The 17,879-nt window shown below is 70.3% G+C and carries 18 protein-coding genes, 1 tRNA gene, 1 pseudogene and 1 riboswitch; of the genes and pseudogenes, 12 read left to right on the top strand and 8 right to left on the bottom strand.

Features of this window, described 5'->3' with window-relative positions; genetic code table 11:
- Both EYA84_RS10650 and EYA84_RS10645 read right to left on the bottom strand, forming a co-directional pair.
- Nucleotides 1–376: iron chelate uptake ABC transporter family permease subunit (locus tag EYA84_RS10650; protein WP_275540798.1), on the bottom strand; the 376-nt coding region annotated here is incomplete at its 3' end.
- 71 nt (nucleotides 377–447) lie between these two features.
- Entirely contained in the window at nucleotides 448–1,431 is a 984-nt protein-coding gene (locus EYA84_RS10645; RefSeq protein ID WP_131052865.1) for an ABC transporter substrate-binding protein, read from the bottom strand.
- 30 nt (nucleotides 1,432–1,461) lie between these two features.
- Nucleotides 1,462–1,635: riboswitch (cobalamin riboswitch) on the bottom strand.
- A gap of 33 nt (nucleotides 1,636–1,668) precedes the next feature.
- Between EYA84_RS10645 and EYA84_RS33990 the strand changes: the two genes are divergently transcribed.
- From EYA84_RS33990 to EYA84_RS10605, 8 genes and pseudogenes are all read left to right on the top strand, one after another.
- The gene (locus EYA84_RS33990) at nucleotides 1,669–2,520 is read left to right on the top strand and encodes a TetR/AcrR family transcriptional regulator (RefSeq protein WP_343232767.1); all 852 of its coding nucleotides are present in this window, start codon (nucleotides 1,669–1,671) and stop codon (nucleotides 2,518–2,520) included.
- Between the two features lie 111 nt (nucleotides 2,521–2,631).
- Nucleotides 2,632–3,027 (top strand): annotated as a pseudogene (locus EYA84_RS10635) (ATP-binding cassette domain-containing protein); the annotation flags it as partial.
- A 416-nt stretch (nucleotides 3,028–3,443) separates the two neighbouring features.
- Nucleotides 3,444–6,248: a hydrogen gas-evolving membrane-bound hydrogenase subunit E gene (gene mbhE, locus EYA84_RS10630; RefSeq protein WP_131052864.1), complete on the top strand. Its 2,805-nt coding sequence runs from the start codon at nucleotides 3,444–3,446 to the stop codon at nucleotides 6,246–6,248.
- Nucleotides 6,245–6,661: a sodium:proton antiporter gene (locus tag EYA84_RS10625; protein WP_131052863.1), complete on the top strand. Its 417-nt coding sequence runs from the start codon at nucleotides 6,245–6,247 to the stop codon at nucleotides 6,659–6,661. Before mbhE ends, EYA84_RS10625 begins: the two co-directional genes overlap by 4 nt.
- Complete coding sequence (locus tag EYA84_RS10620; RefSeq protein WP_131052862.1) at nucleotides 6,658–8,172, top strand: monovalent cation/H+ antiporter subunit D family protein; 1,515 nt, start codon at nucleotides 6,658–6,660, stop codon at nucleotides 8,170–8,172. The genes EYA84_RS10625 and EYA84_RS10620 overlap by 4 nt, the downstream gene beginning before the upstream one ends.
- Nucleotides 8,169–8,528 carry a Na+/H+ antiporter subunit E gene (locus EYA84_RS10615; RefSeq protein ID WP_131052861.1) on the top strand — a complete coding sequence of 120 codons (360 nt, stop codon included), beginning with the start codon at nucleotides 8,169–8,171 and terminating at the stop codon, nucleotides 8,526–8,528. Before EYA84_RS10620 ends, EYA84_RS10615 begins: the two co-directional genes overlap by 4 nt.
- Nucleotides 8,525–8,782, top strand: coding sequence for a monovalent cation/H+ antiporter complex subunit F (locus EYA84_RS10610; RefSeq protein WP_131052860.1), 258 nt, complete (start codon nucleotides 8,525–8,527; stop codon nucleotides 8,780–8,782). Before EYA84_RS10615 ends, EYA84_RS10610 begins: the two co-directional genes overlap by 4 nt.
- A complete protein-coding gene (locus EYA84_RS10605; protein ID WP_131052859.1) occupies nucleotides 8,779–9,117 on the top strand; it encodes a monovalent cation/H(+) antiporter subunit G in 339 nt (112 codons plus the stop codon). Before EYA84_RS10610 ends, EYA84_RS10605 begins: the two co-directional genes overlap by 4 nt.
- 165 nt (nucleotides 9,118–9,282) lie before the next feature.
- Here the strand turns inward: EYA84_RS10605 and nhaA are convergent, their stop codons facing one another.
- Entirely contained in the window at nucleotides 9,283–10,527 is a 1,245-nt protein-coding gene (gene nhaA / locus EYA84_RS10600) for a Na+/H+ antiporter NhaA (protein ID WP_236145697.1), read from the bottom strand.
- Between the two features lie 208 nt (nucleotides 10,528–10,735).
- Here nhaA and EYA84_RS10595 point away from each other — a divergent pair, with 208 nt between their 5' ends.
- Genes EYA84_RS10595 through EYA84_RS10585 form a run of 3 tightly spaced genes read left to right on the top strand, consistent with a single transcriptional unit; the run spans nucleotide 10,736 to nucleotide 12,790 of the window.
- Nucleotides 10,736–11,311: a TetR family transcriptional regulator gene (locus EYA84_RS10595; protein WP_236145696.1), complete on the top strand. Its 576-nt coding sequence runs from the start codon at nucleotides 10,736–10,738 to the stop codon at nucleotides 11,309–11,311.
- Nucleotides 11,304–12,029 carry an ABC transporter ATP-binding protein gene (locus EYA84_RS10590; RefSeq protein WP_131052856.1) on the top strand — a complete coding sequence of 242 codons (726 nt, stop codon included), beginning with the start codon at nucleotides 11,304–11,306 and terminating at the stop codon, nucleotides 12,027–12,029. The genes EYA84_RS10595 and EYA84_RS10590 overlap by 8 nt, the downstream gene beginning before the upstream one ends.
- Nucleotides 12,026–12,790, top strand: coding sequence for an ABC transporter permease (locus EYA84_RS10585; protein WP_131052855.1), 765 nt, complete (start codon nucleotides 12,026–12,028; stop codon nucleotides 12,788–12,790). The genes EYA84_RS10590 and EYA84_RS10585 overlap by 4 nt, the downstream gene beginning before the upstream one ends.
- Nucleotides 12,791–12,912: 122 nt before the next feature.
- Here EYA84_RS10585 and EYA84_RS10580 read toward each other — a convergent pair whose 3' ends face one another.
- Entirely contained in the window at nucleotides 12,913–14,598 is a 1,686-nt protein-coding gene (locus EYA84_RS10580) for a sodium:solute symporter family protein (RefSeq protein WP_131052854.1), read from the bottom strand.
- A complete protein-coding gene (locus EYA84_RS10575) occupies nucleotides 14,595–14,942 on the bottom strand; it encodes a DUF4212 domain-containing protein (protein WP_131052853.1) in 348 nt (115 codons plus the stop codon). Before EYA84_RS10575 ends, EYA84_RS10580 begins: the two co-directional genes overlap by 4 nt.
- 293 nt (nucleotides 14,943–15,235) lie before the next feature.
- Between EYA84_RS10575 and EYA84_RS10570 the strand changes: the two genes are divergently transcribed.
- Nucleotides 15,236–15,739, top strand: a complete 504-nt coding sequence (locus EYA84_RS10570; protein ID WP_201272353.1) for a hypothetical protein — start codon at nucleotides 15,236–15,238, stop codon at nucleotides 15,737–15,739.
- Nucleotides 15,740–15,979: 240 nt separating this feature from the next.
- On the opposite strand, the gene EYA84_RS10565 is transcribed toward EYA84_RS10570, so the two are convergent.
- From EYA84_RS10565 to EYA84_RS10555, 3 genes are all read right to left on the bottom strand, one after another.
- Nucleotides 15,980–16,053: transfer RNA gene (locus tag EYA84_RS10565), tRNA-Pro, on the bottom strand.
- Nucleotides 16,054–16,187: 134 nt separating this feature from the next.
- Nucleotides 16,188–17,591, bottom strand: coding sequence for a ribosome biogenesis GTPase Der (gene der / locus EYA84_RS10560; protein WP_387264316.1), 1,404 nt, complete (start codon nucleotides 17,589–17,591; stop codon nucleotides 16,188–16,190).
- A gap of 97 nt (nucleotides 17,592–17,688) precedes the next feature.
- Nucleotides 17,689–17,879 (bottom strand): (d)CMP kinase (locus EYA84_RS10555; protein ID WP_201272352.1); only part of this gene is annotated, 191 nt, incomplete at its 5' end.

Genomic DNA, 17,879 nt, shown 5'->3' with positions numbered 1-17,879 from the left:
CGGCGAGCGCCCCCACGAACGCGCCCCCGGTGAGCGCCACGGCACCCGCGCCGAGTCCCAGGACCAGGACGGCCACGGCACCCAGCGACGCCCCCGAGGAGACACCCAGGAGGTACGGGTCGGCGAGCGGATTGCGGGTGACGGTCTGCATGACCGCCCCGCAGGCCGCGAGGCCGGCCCCGACCACGGCGGCGCCCAGCACCCTGGGCAGCCGCAGTTCCCACACGATGTGGTCCCGCAGCAGCGGCACGTCGGCGCTCGTCAGGCCGAGATGATCGGTGATCACCAGCCACACGGTGCCCAGCGACAGGTCTGCGGGCCCCACCGTCACGGCCGCGGCCACCGACAACACCAGGCCACCCGCGAGTACGACCACCACGGCCACCATGCGCACCGCTCGGACCGGCTTCGCCGGAGTAGTCTGCGCCGGCCGGGTGGTGACGGTGGTCAGCTGCTCACCCCGCCGACGCCCCGGGCCAGCGCCTCCACGGCGAGCACGTTCCGCACCCCGGCCGCGGTGGAGGAGAAGGCCAGGGTGACGTACCGCTTGCCCTTGACGGCCGGCAGGTCCCTGAGCGCCGCGTGCTTCTCGAGGAACGCCTGCTTGTCGGCGGCGGTGTCCCAGCTCGCGTCGACGAGCACGATGACGTCGGGGTTGCGCTCGACGACGGCCTCCCAGTTGGTGTCGGCCCAACTGCCGGTCAGGTCGTCGAAGACGTTGGTGACCCCGGCCGCAGACATGATCATCGCCGGGCCGCCACAGCAGGCGCCGGCACTGGGCGCGTCGTTGCCGCCGTCCCACCAGAGCACCCGCGTGCCCTTCGCGCCCGCCGACACGTTCGCGATGCGCTGCTTCTGGTCGGCGATCAGCGTCTCGGCCCGCTCCGCGACGCCGAAGATCGTGGCGATCTCCCGGATCTCGGTGAACACGTCGTCGATCGCCAGCTTCGCCGGTCGCGTCTCCTTCGGACATCCGGCGGCGGAGACGTACGTGCCCACGCCGAGGTTCTGCCAGTCGGCGCGGTCACCGGCCCCCTCGTCGCCGAACGCGCTCGCGAAGGAGGCGTAGACGAAGTCGGGCTCCAGTTCGAGCAGCTTCTCCTTCGACGGGTACTCCTTGGCCAACACCGGCACCTTCGCGTACGCGGCGGCGTACTCCGGTAGCACCTCGTCGTCGAGGTAGGCGGTGCCGGCCATCCGGTCCTCCAGGCCGAGCGCCAGCATGATCTCGGTGGCAGGCTGGTTCATCGTCACCACCCGCGCCGGAGGGCTCGGGACCGTGACCGGTGTGCCGCAGTTGGTCACCGAGACCGGCCCTGCGGCGGGGGCCGTGGCAGTCGGCTCACTGTGGCCGGTCGCGGAGCATCCGCCGACCAGGGCGAGCATGACGGAGAGCGGCGCGGCAACGCGCCAGGACGCAGGGAACCGCATAGCGGGACCACCTTCCAGCACCTCGTGGACGGGTCGTACAGGTGCCGTGGCCGGTCTCCTGGCTGACGGGTGGTGCGCCGGTGGCCGGCCTTCCCAGGCATACGCCCAGTGACCTTGCGGTGGCCTCCAGCATCCCGATCACAGTGGCGAGGGCCGCACCGGTTTCACACCGGCTTCCCGAGCACCACGGCGAGGTCACCCTAACCAACGCAGGCAGCACCGTCAGTGGCCTAGATCATGGCGGGAGTCCACGTCGACTCCGCCTGCCCACCATGGCCCCGACGACGTCGTCAGGTGGCGGCCGACGTCAGGCAGTCCCGCCGTGGGCGAGAGCTGTCCACTCGATGGCCTGTCCCCTGCCCCGGGACGGCCATTGCGGGATCGTTGAACGGGTGTTTAATCTGGTGTCGTGGCGTCGGACGACGTGATGTCGGCAAGGCGCGGGGCGAGTTGGCCACCGCGAGCCGTATCCGTGACGCCGCCATCTCCCGCTTCGCTCGGGAGGGATTCGGTGCCGGGCTGCGCGCCATCGCCGCCGACGCCGGTCTGATCGTTCATCACTTCGGCTCGAAGGACGGCCTGCGTCGCGCCTGCGACGAACAGGTGCTCACCGTGATGCGCGAGCAGAAGGCCAAGACACTGACCGCCGGCACCGGCACGACCCTGTTGGCGCAACTGGCGGAGGTCGAGCAGTACGCGCCGATCGTGCGATACCTGCTGCGCAGCATGCAGGCCGGTGGTGAGCTGGCGGCCACACTCATCGAGCACATGATCGCCGACGCGGAGGAATACCTCTCCACGTCCGAGTCCGCCGGTGTGATCAAGCCCAGCCGGGAGCCCGCCGCCCGTGCGCGGTATCTGGCCTACCAGGCCACCGGCAGCATGGTGCTCTGGTTCACCCTGCACGGAGCCGATGCCGCCCCGGACCAGTTCGCGGCCCTGTTCCGCCGCTACATCGACGATCTCACGTTGCCGGCCCTGGAATTGTTCACCGAAGGGCTGCTCGTCGACCGGTCGATGCTCGACGAGTACCTGATGTACGTCCCGGATCCGCCTGCCGCCCCCGGCGCGGACACCGCTGCACCGTAGTCACCACATTGCCCTCTGGGCGTGGCCCCTCCTTCCACCGCCGGTCCCACCGGTCGGCGGCATCCGTTCCGGCCCGGTGTGCCGGGCCTTCCTCGAACGAGGTCTCCCGCGATGACTGCTGCCATCGACATCCGACACGTCACCAAGTCCTTCGGCCGCACCCGCGCGTTGGACGGGCTGGACCTGCACGGCTTCCTCGGCCCCAACGGCGCCGGCAAGTCCACCACCATCCGGATCCTGCTGGGCCTGCTGCGCGCCGACGAAGGCCAGGCCCGGCTGCTCGGCGGCGACCCGTGGGCGGACGCGGTGTCCCTGCACCGTCGGCTCGCGTACGTCCCCGGCGATGTGGAACTGTGGCCGAACCTCACCGGCGGCGAGGCGATCGACCTGTTCGCCCGGCTGCGCGGCGGTGCCGACCCGGTCCGCCGCGACGAACTGTGCCAACGCTTCGACCTGGACCCGAGCAAGAAGGGCCGCACCTACTCCAAGGGCAACCGGCAGAAGGTGGTACCGGGGCGTTGATGCTGCCCGCCGCGCACCCCGGGCCGGGGCGGGCCACTTTCGTCGAGGCGCTGTTCACCACCAGTTCGACCGCGCGGTGGTCGGGATCGGCAGCGACGACACCATCATCGTGGCGGGCGAAACGGCCAGGGCCGAGGCGTTCGGCAGGTTGCGCGGACGATACGGCTCTCGCCCGCCGACCGCTCCCGGCACCGTCGACGGCGGGGTTCGGACAGGTCGATGAGGCATTGATCTCGCCCTGCTGGGTTCGCTCAGCAGGGAAGACGTGTACTAGGCTGGGTGGCAGGTGTGCCGGGAAGCCTGGTCGGCGATAGTCGAGCCGACCCCGAAAGAGACCCCGTGCACCTTGTCACCCCCACGCTGAGATCACGCGTATCCATCGCCCGGACCAGGGCCGTGCCATGCCACTGACCCTGGCTCTGCTCGTCGTCGCGGTATCCGTGCCGCTGGTCCCCGTCCTCACCCGCCTGCTCGGCCGACAGGCCGGCTGGGCCCTGGGCGGCGGGTTGCTGCTGGCCGTCGGCGTACTGATCCAGGCCGGCGCGGGTGCACGGACCGTGTCCGAGACCGTGTCGTGGATGCCGACGGTCGACGTGGCGCTGCGACTGCGGCTCGACGGGCTCTCGATGCTCTTCGCGGTGCTGGTCCTCGGGATCGGCGCCGTGATCATGGTCTATTCGACGTCGTACCTCACCGATCGGCGGCCGACCGGCTTCTACACCCTGATGACCGGATTCGCCGCGGCGATGCTGCTGCTGGTGCTGGCCGACGACCTGGTCGTGCTCTGGGTGGCCTGGGAGCTGACCACCGTCTGCTCGTACCTGCTGATCGCCCGGTCCGGCCCCACCGCCGGACCACCGGCGACCCGCACGTTGCTGGTGACGGTGGCCGGCGGGCTGTCGCTGCTGGGTGCCGTGGCGCTCGTCGCGGCCCGCACGGGCACCACCGACCTGACCGCCGCCCTCGCGCATCCGGCGTGGGCCGCCGACGCGGCTTTCGGCACCACGGTGGCGGTGCTGGTCGCGGTGGCGGCGATGACCAAGGCCGCCCAGTTCCCGTTCCACGCGTGGCTGGCCGACGCGATGGTCGCACCCGCACCGGTCAGCGCCTACCTGCACGCCGCCGCGATGGTCAAGGCGGGCATCTACCTGCTGATGCTCTTCGCCGGTGCGGCATCGCACGCGCCGGTCTGGCCGGTCCTGCTGGTCACCGTCGGCCTGCTCACCGCCGTGATGGGCGCGCTGTTCGCGCTGCAACGGCACGACATGAAGGAACTGCTGGCGTACTCGACGGTCAGCCAACTCGGGTTGCTGGTCGCGGTGATCGGCATCGGCACCACCGAGGCGATGCTGGCCGCCAGCGTGCACATCGCCGCGCACGCGTTGTTCAAGTCGGCGGCGTTCATGCACGTCGGGCTGATGGAACGGCTGACCGGCACCCGCGACCTGCGCCGCCTCCGTGGCCTGGCCCGGTCCATGCCGTGGGCCGCCGCGATGATCACACTCGCCGTGGCCAGCATGGCCGGAATCGTGCCGACCCTCGGGTTCATCAGCAAGGAGATGATCTTCGAGGCCATGCTCGACGCACCCGCCGCACCGGCGATCGGCTGGCTGGTGGCGCTGGTCGCCGCCGCCGGTGCGGTGCTGACCGTCGCCTACAGCGCCCGGGTGATCCTCACCCTCCTCCCCGGCCCCGCCCCGGAGGTCCGGCCCTGGCGTCCGACCGCGTCGATGTCCGCCGCGATCAGCCTCACCGCACTCGCCGGCACCGTCTTCGGAGTCGCCGGCTGGCTGCTCGCCGATCTCGTGCGCGGCGCGGCGGCGGCGACCGCCGGCACCACACTCTCCGAGATCGGCGGCGTCTACCTGTGGCACGGCTTCGGCGGGCCGCTGATGCTGTCGGTGCTCGCGATCGCGGCCGGGGTGCTCCTGACGGTGTGGCGCGGCCACACCGACCGGCTCCTGGACCGGGCGCTGTTCCCCGGCTCAGGGGTACGGGCGGTCCAGGCCCTGCACGACAACACCATCGCGTTCGGTCGCCGGGTCGGTGCGTTGACCCGCAACGACGCCCCCGCCGCCCACATGGCGGCGCCGGTCGTACTGCTCGGACTGGCCGGCCTCGGGGTGGTCGCCGGGTGGCCGGGAGCACCGCCCACCCTGCGCCCGCACGCGATCGACGTGGGACTACTGGTGGTCATGATGGTCGGGATCGTCACGGTGGTCCGCGCCCGGGTACGCCTGACCGCGGTCATCGCCACCGGCGTCGTGGGGTTCTCCGTCGCCATGTGGTTCTTCGTGCTCGGCGCCTCCGACGTGGCGTTGACGCAACTGCTGGTCGAGATCCTCACCGTCGTGATCATGGTGTTGGTGCTCCGTCGTATGCGTCCCCGCTTCGCTGCCGTCGGCACCAGGCGCTCGGTGCTGGCCGCCGCAGCCGCCCTCGCCGCCGGGACCACCGCCACCCTGGCGACGCTGGCGTTCACCGGACACCGCTCGCTCTCCCCGGCCGGGGAACACTTCATCCGCGAGGCGCAGACCCTCACCGGCGGCACCAACATCGTCAACACCATCCTGGTGGACTTCCGCGCCCTGGACACCTTCGGTGAACTCGTCGTCGTCGCCGTCGCGGCGATGGCGGTGAGCGCCCTGCTCACCGCCCACCCGGCCGTCGGGGGCACGTCGGAGCCGCAGGTCGACAACCCGTTGTCCGATCCGCAGCGCAACGCCGTGTTCCTAACCGTGCTCGACCGTTTCCTGGTCCCGCTGATGCTGCTCGGCTCGCTCTACGCGCTCCTGCGGGGCCACACCGCACCAGGCGGCGGGTTCATCGCCGCCCTGCTGGGGACCTGTGCGCTGGCGCTGGCGTACCTGTCGGCGTCCTCCGCCCGTACCCGCATGCTCCAGCGGCCCTTCCTGGCCATCGCCGGCGCCGGCATCCTGGTGGCGGTCGGCACCGGCGCGCTGGGCCTGGTCGACGGCTCGTTCCTGCGGCCGTTGCACGCCGAGGTTCTCGGCGTGAAGCTGACCACCGCCCTCGTCTTCGACGTCGGCGTGTACCTGGCGGTGTTCGGGGTGATCCTGGCGGCGCTACGCCTGCTCGGCGCCGCCTCGACCGACACACCCGGCCGACGACCGCCGACGCCACCGCACCAGCCCCACACCGACACGCGGGCCGACGCCCGCCAGACCGAGGGGGCCACGCCGTGATTCTCGCGCTGACCGTCGGAGCGCTCGTCACCGCAGCGGTCTACCTCCTGCTGCAACGCGACTTCCTCCGCGTCGTGCTGGGCTTCGTCCTGCTCAGCCACGCCGTCAACCTGCTGCTGTTCAGCGCCGGGGGCATCAACCGGCGCGGTGAGCCGCTCGGGCCGGACCCGGATCCGGCGACCACGGCAGATCCGCTGCCGCAGGCGTTCGTGCTGACCGCCATCGTGATCGCCTTCGCGATCACGATCTACCTGCTCGTCCTGGCCGTCACCGGTCGGCCCCGACCGTCGGGTGACCAGTCGACCGAGGCGCCGCAACCCGACGATCCCGAGAGGCCGACCGGAGCGGCGACCACGAGCACCGGGCACGACCGCACCGGCGAGCCCCGCGACCGGCAGGAGGTGACGTCGTGACCGGTACGCTGCTGACGCTTCTCGTCGCGGTCCCGCTCGCCGGGACCGGAATCACCGCCTTCGCGCGTGCCGACACCCGATGGCCGATCCGGCTGCTGGTCACCGTGCTCGCCGCCAACCTGGCGGCCGGTGTCGCCCTGGTCACCACGACCCGTGACGGCACCGTTCTCGCCCATGGCGTGGGCGGCTGGACGTCCGGCATCGCGATCCCGTTCGTCGCCGACACCCTCGCGGCGCTCATGGTGACCGTCACCGGGCTCCTCACCCTGGTGTGTGTCCTGTTCGCGCTCGCCAGCGGCACCGGACGGCTGCGCCTGTTCGCACCGCTCGTGCTGGCCCTGACCGCCGGCGTCAACGGCGCGCTGCTCACCGCCGACGTGTTCAACCTCTTCGTCTTCATCGAGGTCATGCTGCTGCCGTCGTACGGGCTGTTCATCCTCGCCCGGCGGCAGCAGGGCCACCCGGCGGCGGTGGGCGGCTCCCGGTTGTACGTCACGTTCAACCTCTTCGTCTCCACCGTCCTCCTCGCCGGGATCGCGCTGCTCTACGGCACGGCCGGCACCGTCAACCTCGCCGAACTCGCCGGCGCCGCCGCCGACTCACCGCTGGTGGCGGCCGCGACCGCGATCTGCCTGTTCGCGCTGGCGATGAAGGCGGCGGTGGTGCCGACCTACGGCTGGTTGGGCCGCGCCTACCCCTCGACCTCCCCGGCGGTGACCGCCCTCTTCTCCGGCCTGCACACCAAGGTGGCGATCTACGCGATCTACCGCATCTACGCCGTGGTGTTCGACGGGGACCAGCGCTACCTGTGGATCGGCCTGGTCGTGTTCAGCGCGACGATGCTCGTCGGCGTGCTGGCCGCGGTCGGCGCGGACACCATGCGCTCGATCCTCGCCTTCCACATGGTCAGCCAGATCGGCTACATCCTGCTCGGAGTGGCCCTGTTCACGCCCGCCGGACTGACCGCCGGGATCTTCTACCTGCTGCACCACATGATCGTCAAAGCCTCGCTGTTCCTGTCCACCGGCGCGATAGAGACCCACTACGGCACCGGCCGACTCGACCGGCTCCGGGGAATCGTCCGCCGCGAACCCGTGCTGGCGGTCAGCTTCGGTCTCGCCGCGCTGTCGTTGGCCGGCCTGCCACCGCTGTCGGGGTTCGTGGCCAAACTGACCCTCATCATGGCCGCCGCCGACGCGGGCCACCTGGCGGTGGTCGCGATCACGCTCGCGGTCAGCCTGATCACGCTGCTGTCCATGTTGAAGATCTGGAACGCGGTGTTCGCCGCGTCTCCCCCACCGGACAGTCCCGACGACCCGGCCGCCGGCACCGGACAACTGCTCACCGCCGAGCGCACCACGGTGAAGACCAGCCTGGTCGTACCGGCCGCGATCCTGGCGGCCGTCACCGTCTGCCTCGGCCTCGGCGGGGAGTTCCTGCTCGGCCTGGCCTCCACCGCCGCCGACGGCCTGCTCGACACCTCCTCCTACCTCGAGGCGGTGCGGCGATGACACGCGTACTCACCCTTCCGATCCGGCTCGTGCTGTTCACGCTCTGGTTCGCCGGCCAGATCGTCCAGTCCTCCTGGACGGTCCTGGTCGACATCCTGACGCCGGGCCTGACCACCACCCCCCGTGTGGTGCGCATGCCGCTGGACTCCCGCACCGACCTGCACGTGGCGCTCATCGGGGTGCTCATCACCCTCACGCCCGGAACCCTCACCCTCGGCGTGGTCGCCCACGACCAGGACGGTCAGGCGCTGCTCGTGCACTCCATGTACCACCAGGACACCGAGAGCGCCCTGGCCGACCTTCGCGACATGGAACGACGCATGCTGCTCGCCTTGAGCCTCGGAGACCGACCATGATCCTTCTGGACATCGCCATCGCCGGCTGCGGATTCGCCTTCCTCGTGTCGGCCTACCGCATCGCCCGTGGACCCACCCCCGCCGATCGGGCCATCGCCGCCGACCTGCTCACCTTCGCCGTCATCGGTCTCATCGCACTGATCGGCGTACGCGCCCACCGCCACGGCACCTTCGACCTGGTCCTGGTCGCCACCCTGGTGGCGTTCCTCGCCGCCGTCTCGTTGGCCCGCGCGATCGCGAACGGACGCCGATGATCCTGGAGATCGTGGGACAGGTCCTCGCACTCCTCGGCGCGGCCATCTTCGTCGCCGCGGCCATCGGACTGCACCGCCTGCCCGACCCCTACACCCGCACCTCGGCAGTGGCCACCGCCGCCGGGCTCGGCGTCACGTTCATCGTCGCCGGAGCGGCTTTCCTCGACCCCCACCTGTCGAACACGGTCAAGGCGATCATCGCCATCGTGCTGCAACTGGCCACCTCGGCCGTCGGCGGCATGGTGATCGCCCGGTCCGCCGTGCTGTCCGGTCACCGATTCAGCAGCAACACCGACCCTGGCGAGATCACCGATCAGCCGGAAAGGAACGGGTGACAGTGATGCCCTCCCGATGGAGCCAATGGTGTGACGCCAACGGCGGAATCCTCGTCCTCGCCGGCGCCGTGCTGTTCGTGGCCCTCATGGCGTTGCTGATGCGACTTCTGGTCGGCCAGTAGCACGACCCGCGGCGGGTCCGTGCGTGCGGGGCCGGCGCTGTGCTCATCGGCTCCCGAACCCCGGGCCGGGTTCCTCCTCGGCGGGATCGCGGATCGGACGGGTGTCGCTGTCGACGACACCGTCCCTGTTCATGTCCCGCTCCCGCGCCCTACGGGCGTCCCACCGCAGGGTGAGCGCGGCGAGGAAGGCGGCGAGCAGCGTACCGGCCAGCACGCCGACCGTCGCACCGTCGGTGTGCACGGCATCGGGGAACGACAGCTCCGAGATGAGCAACGAGACGGTGAACCCGATGCCGGTGAGGAACCCGATCGGCAACAGGTCACGTACCCCGATCGCATCCGGCAACCGCAGACCGGTGAACCGCGTGACCAACGCCGTGACCCCGAGCACGCCGAGGAGTTTGCCGACCACCAGGGCGAGCACGATCGCCAGGAGCACCGGCTGGGCGAACAGGACCCCGATGCCCTCGCCGTCGACGAGCGTGACGCCTGCGGCGAAGAACGCGAACACCGGCAACGCGAAGCCGGACGAGACGGGACGCACGGCCTGCTCGAACCGGTGGGCCCGACCCTCGGGCTCGCCGAAGACCGGCCGGACCGTCACGCAGAGCCCGAGCAGCACCCCGGCAATGGTCGCGTGCACCCCCGACGCGTGCATGAAACCCCACGCCAGCGCCGCCGCCGGCAGCAACAGCCACCAGCTCGGTCGTCTCGACCGGGCAACCACCGCGAACAGTGCCACCGCGGCGAACGAGAGCACGAGAGCGAGCCCGTCGAGATCGCCGCTGTAGAACACGGCGATCACGATGATCGCCAACAGGTCGTCGACCACCGCCAGGGTCAGCAGGAACGTGCGGAGCGCGACGGGTAGACCCCGACCGAAGATCGCCAGGACGGCCAACGCGAACGCGATGTCCGTGGCGGTCGGAATCGCCCAGCCGCGTAACGCCGCCGGGTCGCCCCGCGCCACGACCACCACCACGAAGACCACGGCCGGAGCCAGCATCCCGCCGACCGCAGCGAGCACCGGCACCGCCGCCTCGCCGAGCCGGCGCAGACTCCCGGCGACGATCTCCTGCTTGAGCTCCACACCCACCACGAAGAAGAAGATCGCGAGCAGCCCGTCGGCCGCCCACGCCGACACGGACAGATCCAGATGCAGGTCGGACGGCCCGATCCTCGCTGCGGAGAGGCTGGCGTAGGCCCCGCGCCACGGCGAGTTCGCCACCACCAGCGCCGCGACGGCCGCCACGAGGAGCAGCGCCCCACTCGTGGTCTCCAACGACACCCATCGCCGGAACCTGCCATACCGGGGCGAAGGAGGGTCTCGATGCACTTCCGCCATGAACCGGGCCTCCGTCACGCGTGATGCCTGTCGGGGCCGATCGCCGACAGACACGCCCTCCCCGGCTTCCCCGCGCCGCCATGATCACTCCACCCGCCGTTGCGGTTCGGATGCCTGGACTCGCGGAATGTTAGTGACTAACATTCGACGGGTGAGGCAACCACCCCTGCACGGCAAACGGGCCGACACCCGTCACCGCCTGGTCAGCCACGCCCTGGACCTGTTCGAACTACAGGGATTCGAGGGCACCACCGTCGCCCAGATCGCCGCCCGCGCCCGGGTCTCGGAGATGACGTTCTTCCGCTACTTCACCAGCAAGGAGATGGTCGTCCTCGACGACCCGTACGACCCCCTGATCGCCGAGGCAGTGGCCGGGCAACCGGACACACTGCCACCGCTGCACCGGGTCACGCGCGGTCTGCGCGCAGCGCTGACGCGCCTGGACGACCTGGCGGACGAGACCACACGACGCCGCGTCCGGATCGTGGCCCACTCCCCGACCCTGCGCGCCGGCATGACACGCACCACTGCGGCCACCGAGACGGCCATCGCCGACCGACTCATCACCGACGGCGTCCCGACGTTACCCGCCCGGGTCGCCGCCGCCGTCGCTCTCGCGGCACTGACCTGCGCCCTCCTGGAATGGGCGACGGCTACGCCGCCCACCAGCCTCACCGACGCCATCAGCGTCGCCCTGGACACCGTCGAGGGCACCCGCCATGACTGAACGACTCACGACCACCGCCCTGGCCCACGACTTCGGCGACGGCGCGGGCGTGTTCGGCATCGACCTCACCGTGCACCCCGGCGAGATCCACGCCCTCGTCGGTCTCAACGGCGCCGGCAAGACGACCCTCATGCGTCTGATCCTCGGCATGCTGCACCCCACCACCGGCACCTGCCAGATCAACGGCCGTCACCTGACCCAGCTCACCGCCGACGACTGGGCCCGGGTCGGCCATCTCGTCGAACACCCCTTCGCCTACCCCGAACTCGACGTCCGGACCAACCTGCGGCTCGCCGCACGCCTCCGCCGCCGACCCGCCGCAGAAGCCGCCGGCCTGGCCGAACACGCCATGACCGAACTCGACCTGACCCGGTACGCCACCATCACCACCCGACGGCTGTCGCAGGGCAACCGGCAGCGCCTCGGTCTCGCCGCCGCGACACAGCACCACCCTCACCTGATCGTCCTCGACGAACCCACCAACGCCCTCGACCCGGCCGGCGTGATCCGGCTGCGCACCGTCCTGTCCCGACGGGCCGAAGCCGGTGCCGGGATCCTGGTCTCCAGCCACCACCTCGACGAGGTGGCCCGCATCGCGAACCGCATCTCCGTCGTCAACCGCGGGCGGCTCATCGGCACCCTCGAACCCGACACCGCCGACCTGGAACGCACCTTCTTCGCCCTCGTCTACCAGCACGAACAGGACCACCCGCGATGACTCCCGCCCTCACCGCCGCACTCGACGTCGAACTCCACAAACTGGCGGCCTCAAGGGTCATCCGCACCACCACCGTCCTGCTCGTCGCCGGCATCACCATCCTGACCAGCGCGCTCATCCACGCGGCCCGCAGCGGAAACGACCAGGTCATCGCGCAGCTCGGTCCACTGGCCGACGCCACCGGATGGGCCCTGCTGACCGGCGTCGCCGCGCAGATCACCGCCGCCGGCGGTCTGCTCGCCTTCGGCGTCGCCCTGAGCTGGCTCGTCGGCCGCGAATTCAGCGACGCCACCGTCACCGGCCTGTTCGCCCAGCCCGTCTCCCGACCGGTCCTCGTCGCGGCCAAGCTGCTGTCGCACCTGTTCTGGACGGCACTGGTGGCCATCGCGTTGACCGCCGCGATCGCGCTGACCGGGACGCTTCTCGGCCTGGGCGCCTGGAACACCGACGTCAGCGCGGCTCTCGGGCGACAACTCGTGCTCACCGTCTCGTCGGCCCTCGTCGCCACCCCGGCCGCGTGGGCGGCGACACTCGGACGAGGACTGCTGCCCGGCATCGCCACCACCATCGGGCTGATCGTCACCGCACAGGTCACCGCCATCGCCGGTACCGGAGCATGGTTCCCCATCGCCGCACCCGCCCTGTGGGCGCTACGACCCGACGCCGTGAGCCCCGCACAACTCGCCCTGGTCACGGTCGTACCGGCAATCTTCGCCGCACTGACCATCACCGCCTGGGCCCGGCTCCAACTCGATCGCTGACCCGGGCCGTGGACCGGGCGGCTGAGGTCGAGTGCGCCGATCGTTCGTGGATGCTCACCGGTCGCCGGCCCCCACCTGTGTGGGGCCGGCGACCGGTGGGGTGCCGATGTGGATGATTCGGGTCAGGGCGTTCCGGTGACGTTGCCGGCAGCCACGGGGCGACGCTCGGACGGGTAGCGGATGTTCTCCACCATCTCCGCGATCTCGTCCCGTGGCGGCGCCGTCATCTTCGACACCACGATCGTCACGATGAAGTTGACGATGGCACCGATGGTGCCGATGCCCTCCGGGCTGATGTCGAGGATGTGCGGGTTGGCCGCGGTGCCGAACACCGGCAACGTATAGATCATGTAGGTGGCGGTGAACACCATGCCGGTGATCATGCCGGCTGCCGCACCCGCCGAGTTGCATCTCTTCCAGAAGATGCCGAGCACGATGACCGGGAAGAAGCTCGCCGCCGCCAGGCCGAACGCGAACGCCACCACCTGGGCCACGAAGGCAGGCGGGTTGATTCCGGCGTAGATCGAGATCAGCACCGCCAGACCCATCGCGATCCGACCGGCCAGCAGCCGCTGCTTGTCGGTCGAGTCCCGCTTGACCCGGCGGAAGTAGAGGTCGTGCGAGAACGACGAGGAGATGACCAGCAGCAGTCCGGCAGCGGTGGACATCGCGGCGGCCAGGCCACCAGCGGCGACCAGACCCACGATCGGGGCCGGCAGGCCGGCGATCTCCGGGCTGGCCAACACCAGGATGTCGTTGTTGACGATCAGGTCCGCGCCGGAGGCGGGATTGTTGCTGACCGATCCGATCGTCGTCACGCCATCCCCGACGGTGACCAGGCCGGTCGCCGCCCAGTTGTCCACCCAGGCGGGCAACGCGTCGGCCGACACGCCGTTGACGCCCTGCAACAGGTTCAACTTGGTGAACGCGCCGACGGCCGGAGCCGTGGTGTAGAGCAGGGCGATGAACAGCAGTGCCCAGAACGCCGAGTAGCGGGCTCCGCGCACGCTCTTCGTGGTGTAGAAGCGAACGATCACGTGCGGCAGGCCGGCGGTGCCGATCATCAGCGACATGGTCACCAGGAACACGTCGATCTGCGGCCGCGCCGCGAACGCGTCGGTGAACTGGGCCATCCCCAGCTCCAGGCTGATCGCGTTGAGCTCGTCGAGGATCTGCCCGAAGGACACCTGCGGGATCGGGATGCCGGTCATCTGCTGGGCCACCGCCACCGCAGGGATCAGATAGGCGACGATCAGCACCGAGTACTGGGCCACCTGGGTCCAGGTGATGCCCTTCATGCCGCCGAGCACCGCGTACAGGCCGATGATCACAGCGGCGACGATGACACCACCGGTGACGTCGAGGCCGAGGAATCGGCTGAACACGATGCCGCCACCGCGCATCTGCCCGACCACATAGGTGAACGAGATGATGATGGCGGCCACGGCGGCGACGGTGCGGACCAGCTCCGAGTAGCGGTCACCGACGAACTCGGGCACGGTGAACTTGCCCCACTTGCGCAGGTAGGGCGCAATCAGCAGGGCCAGCAGCACATAACCGCCGGTCCAGCCCATCAGATAGATGGAACCGTCCGAGCCGAGGAAGGCGATCAGGCCGGCCATCGAGATGAACGAGGCCGCGGACATCCAGTCGGCCGCGACAGCGGCACCGTTGGCGATGGTGGGGATCCCCTGACCGGCCACATAGAAGCCGGCGGTCTCCTTCACCCGGCTGCGCCAGGCGATGTAGAGGTACACGGCGAACGAGGCGCCGATGAAGATGAGGGTCCAGAGTTGGATCTGGCTCACGACGCCGCCCCCTCGGTCTCCTGCTCGTCGACACCGAACTGGCGGTCGAGACGGTCCATCATCTTCGCGTACACGAAGATCAGGACCACGAAGACATAGATCGATCCTTGTTGGGCGAACCAGAAGCCGAGCGGGAAGCCGGCGATGACGATCTCGTTCAACGGTTCGACCAGCAGAACGCCGAACCCGAACGAGACGATGAACCAGATGGCCAACAGGATGACCATGAGCCGGAGGTTCCGGCTCCAATATTCTCTGCGCCAGCCGTTGTCCGGCGATGCCGGAGGTGGCGACGGTGGTGGCTCACCGCCACCACCCGTCTGGTCTGGGGTTACCTCGGTCATGTGTGGTGCCCTCCTAGTCGGTACGGAACCGGCTCCAGCGAGTGGCTGCGGCACGCCGACCGCGAGGTCGCGGTGGTGGTGCCGCGGCCCGATCCACACCCCGGTAGCAATCCCAGCCACGGGATGTGCGGTCGATCACACCCTCAGGTTTGGGAAAGCGAACGCGACCCGCGCGCGTCGGGCAATAGGTGATCTGCGGGGTGGGCCCTCGGGGCGGTGAGCGGTCCCTGACAGGCGACGAGCGGTCGAACGGTACGCGTGAGCATCGATCGCCGTCCGGTTTGCTCCTGTTCGTGCTGCCCGGCGGACCGTCCACCGACGCGCTCCGGCCGTTCACCGATCAGCCGCTCGGTGAACGAACACTGAGCACCTACCATCCGGTGATGGCAGACACCGCATCCCCCGCCGCTCCGGTCCGCCGCCGCATCCTCCACGCCGGCAGCCTCGGCATGCTCGTCGGTGGCCTGCTCGTGCTCGTCGGCTCGGTGCTGCCCTGGGTCATCACGCCGTTCGGTTCGATCAACGGCGCGGCAGGTCCAGGTCTGTGGACGCTGAGCGTGGGATTCCTCGCCATCGCCGGCGCCCTGTTGCCGTACCGCAAGGTGGCCATAGCGCACAGCCTGATCCCCGGGGTGACCGTGGCCCTCATCGTCGGCTGGCAGGCTGCCCGCCTCATCAGTCTCAGCGCCAGCACCGGCGCCTGGGGTCAACTGATGCCCGGCATCGGCATGGTCATGGCTGCCGGCGGCACGGTCGTCCTGATCCGTACCGGAATGCGGCTCCTCGCGCTGCGCTGAACTCCGCCGCAGGGCAGAGGAAGCTCGCACCGCCCACGTTAGACGGCGGCCAGATCAACGACCTGCGCGCGTGGCACTGACGGGTGCGACAGACGGGTCGGAGGCAAGAGTGGTGACGTGCCAACGCTCAGCGCTTTGACGAGCGGTCAAGGAGCGCTGCCGGGTGACCCACTTGACCGGCGTGGTCCCCAGAACGCCGGAAGGGCCGACCCGATTTCCGGATCAGCCCTCTGACCTGCGTCGGGACGGCCGGATTCGAACCGACGACCCCTTGACCCCCAGTCAAGTGCGCTACCAAACTGCGCCACGTCCCGATGCTTTCGCGTCGTCCTGCCCGCGACAGCCGGTTCAGCTTAGCGCAGCTTCTCCTCTGCGCCGCACAGCCCCCTCCCCACGATCGTGACCACCCCCACCACCCCTAGAGCGTCCTAGGAGGGTGGGGTGTGGGTCAGCCGTGGGCCTTGCCTCGGCCGCCGGGGCCGAGCTTCTTGCGGGGGCGTACCGAGATCTCGATGGGGCTGCCCTCGAAGCCGAACTCCTCGCGGAGCTTGCGTTCCACGAAGCGCTGGTAGCCGGCGTCCAGCGGGCCGGTGGTGAAGAGCACGAAGCGCGGCGGGGCGACCCCGGCCTGGGTGGCGAACAGGATGCGGGGGGCCCGTCCCCCGCGTACCGGGTGCGGGGTGGCCTGCACCAGGGCGGTGAGCCACGCGTTGAGCTGCGCGGTCGGGATCCGGGTCTCCCAGCTCGCCAGGGCCCGGTGCAGGGAGGCGGCGAGCTTGTCGACGGCCCGTCCGGTCTGTGCCGACAGGTTCAGCCGGATCGCCCACGGGATGCGGCGCAGTTCCCGGTCGATCTCCTTGTCCAGGTAGTACCGACGGTCGGCGTCGACCAGGTCCCACTTGTTGAAGGCGATGACGAGTGCCCGCCCGGCCTCGGTGACCATGGTCAGGATGCGCTGGTCCTGCTCGCTGATCGGCTCACTGGAGTCGAGCAGCACCACCGCCACCTCGGCCGCCTCGATCGCCGAGGCGGTCCGCAGGCTGGCGTAGTACTCGGTGCCGCTGGCCTTGCCGACCCGCTTGCGCAGGCCGGCGGTGTCCACCAGGTGCCAGGTGTCGCCGCCGATGGTGACCAGGCTGTCGACCGGGTCGACGGTGGTGCCGGCGACCGCGTCGACCACGGCGCGTTCCTCGCCGGAGAAGCGGTTCAGCAGGCTGGACTTGCCGACGTTGGGCCGACCGACCAGCGCGACCCGGCGCGGGCCGCGCGGGCGGTTCTCCACGATCTTCGGCGCCTCGGGCAGCGCCTCCAGGATCTTGTCGAGCAGGTCACCGGAGCCTCGACCGTGCAGGGCCGAGATCGGGTGCGGCTCGCCGAGGCCGAGCGACCACAGAGAGGTGGCCTCCAGCTCGATGTTGGTGTTGTCGGCCTTGTTGGCCACCAGGATGACCGGCTTGGCACTGCGGCGCAGCATCTTGACCGCCGCCTCGTCGACGTCGGTGGAGCCCACCGTCGCGTCGACCACGAAGATCACCACGTCGGCGGTGAACACGGCCGTCTCGGCCTGCGCGGCGATGGCCGCCGCCCGGTCCTTCGCGTCCGGTTCCCAGCCGCCGGTGTCCACCACGGTGAAGGTCCGACCGGACCACTGCGCGTCGTACGGGACCCGGTCCCGGGTCACGCCGGGCACGTCCTCGACGACCGCCTGGCGACGCCCGATGATCCGGTTGACCAGAGTGGACTTGCCGACGTTGGGGCGGCCGACCACGGCCACCACCGGCTGCGGACCGGCCGGCTCCTCGATGTCGAGGTCCGGTTCCCGCAGCTCCACCCAACCGTCGTTGTCAGTCACGCCCACGCCTCGTTTCGTTGGCCGGTGGCGGGCAACGCCCGCGCCACCGCGCCGGATGGTCCGATCGCCGGCAGACCCGGCAGGTTGTCGCGCCCGGTCACGCCACGTTCCGCTCGGCGAGCAGCGCCCGCAGCTTCGCCACGACCTCGTCGATGCCCAACTCGGTGGTGTCCAGCACCACGGCGTCGGGGGCCTGGGCGAGCGGGTCGGCCTTGCGGGTCGAGTCGATCTTGTCTCGCCGGGCCAGGTCGGCGGCGGGCGCCGCCACGTCGGAGGCGTCCTCGGCGC

This window comes from Verrucosispora sp. SN26_14.1, assembly GCF_004307965.1.
GTDB lineage: Bacteria > Actinomycetota > Actinomycetes > Mycobacteriales > Micromonosporaceae > Micromonospora.
Note: the sequence above shows the minus strand (reverse complement) of the source record. Positions and strands in the feature narration are given on the sequence as shown.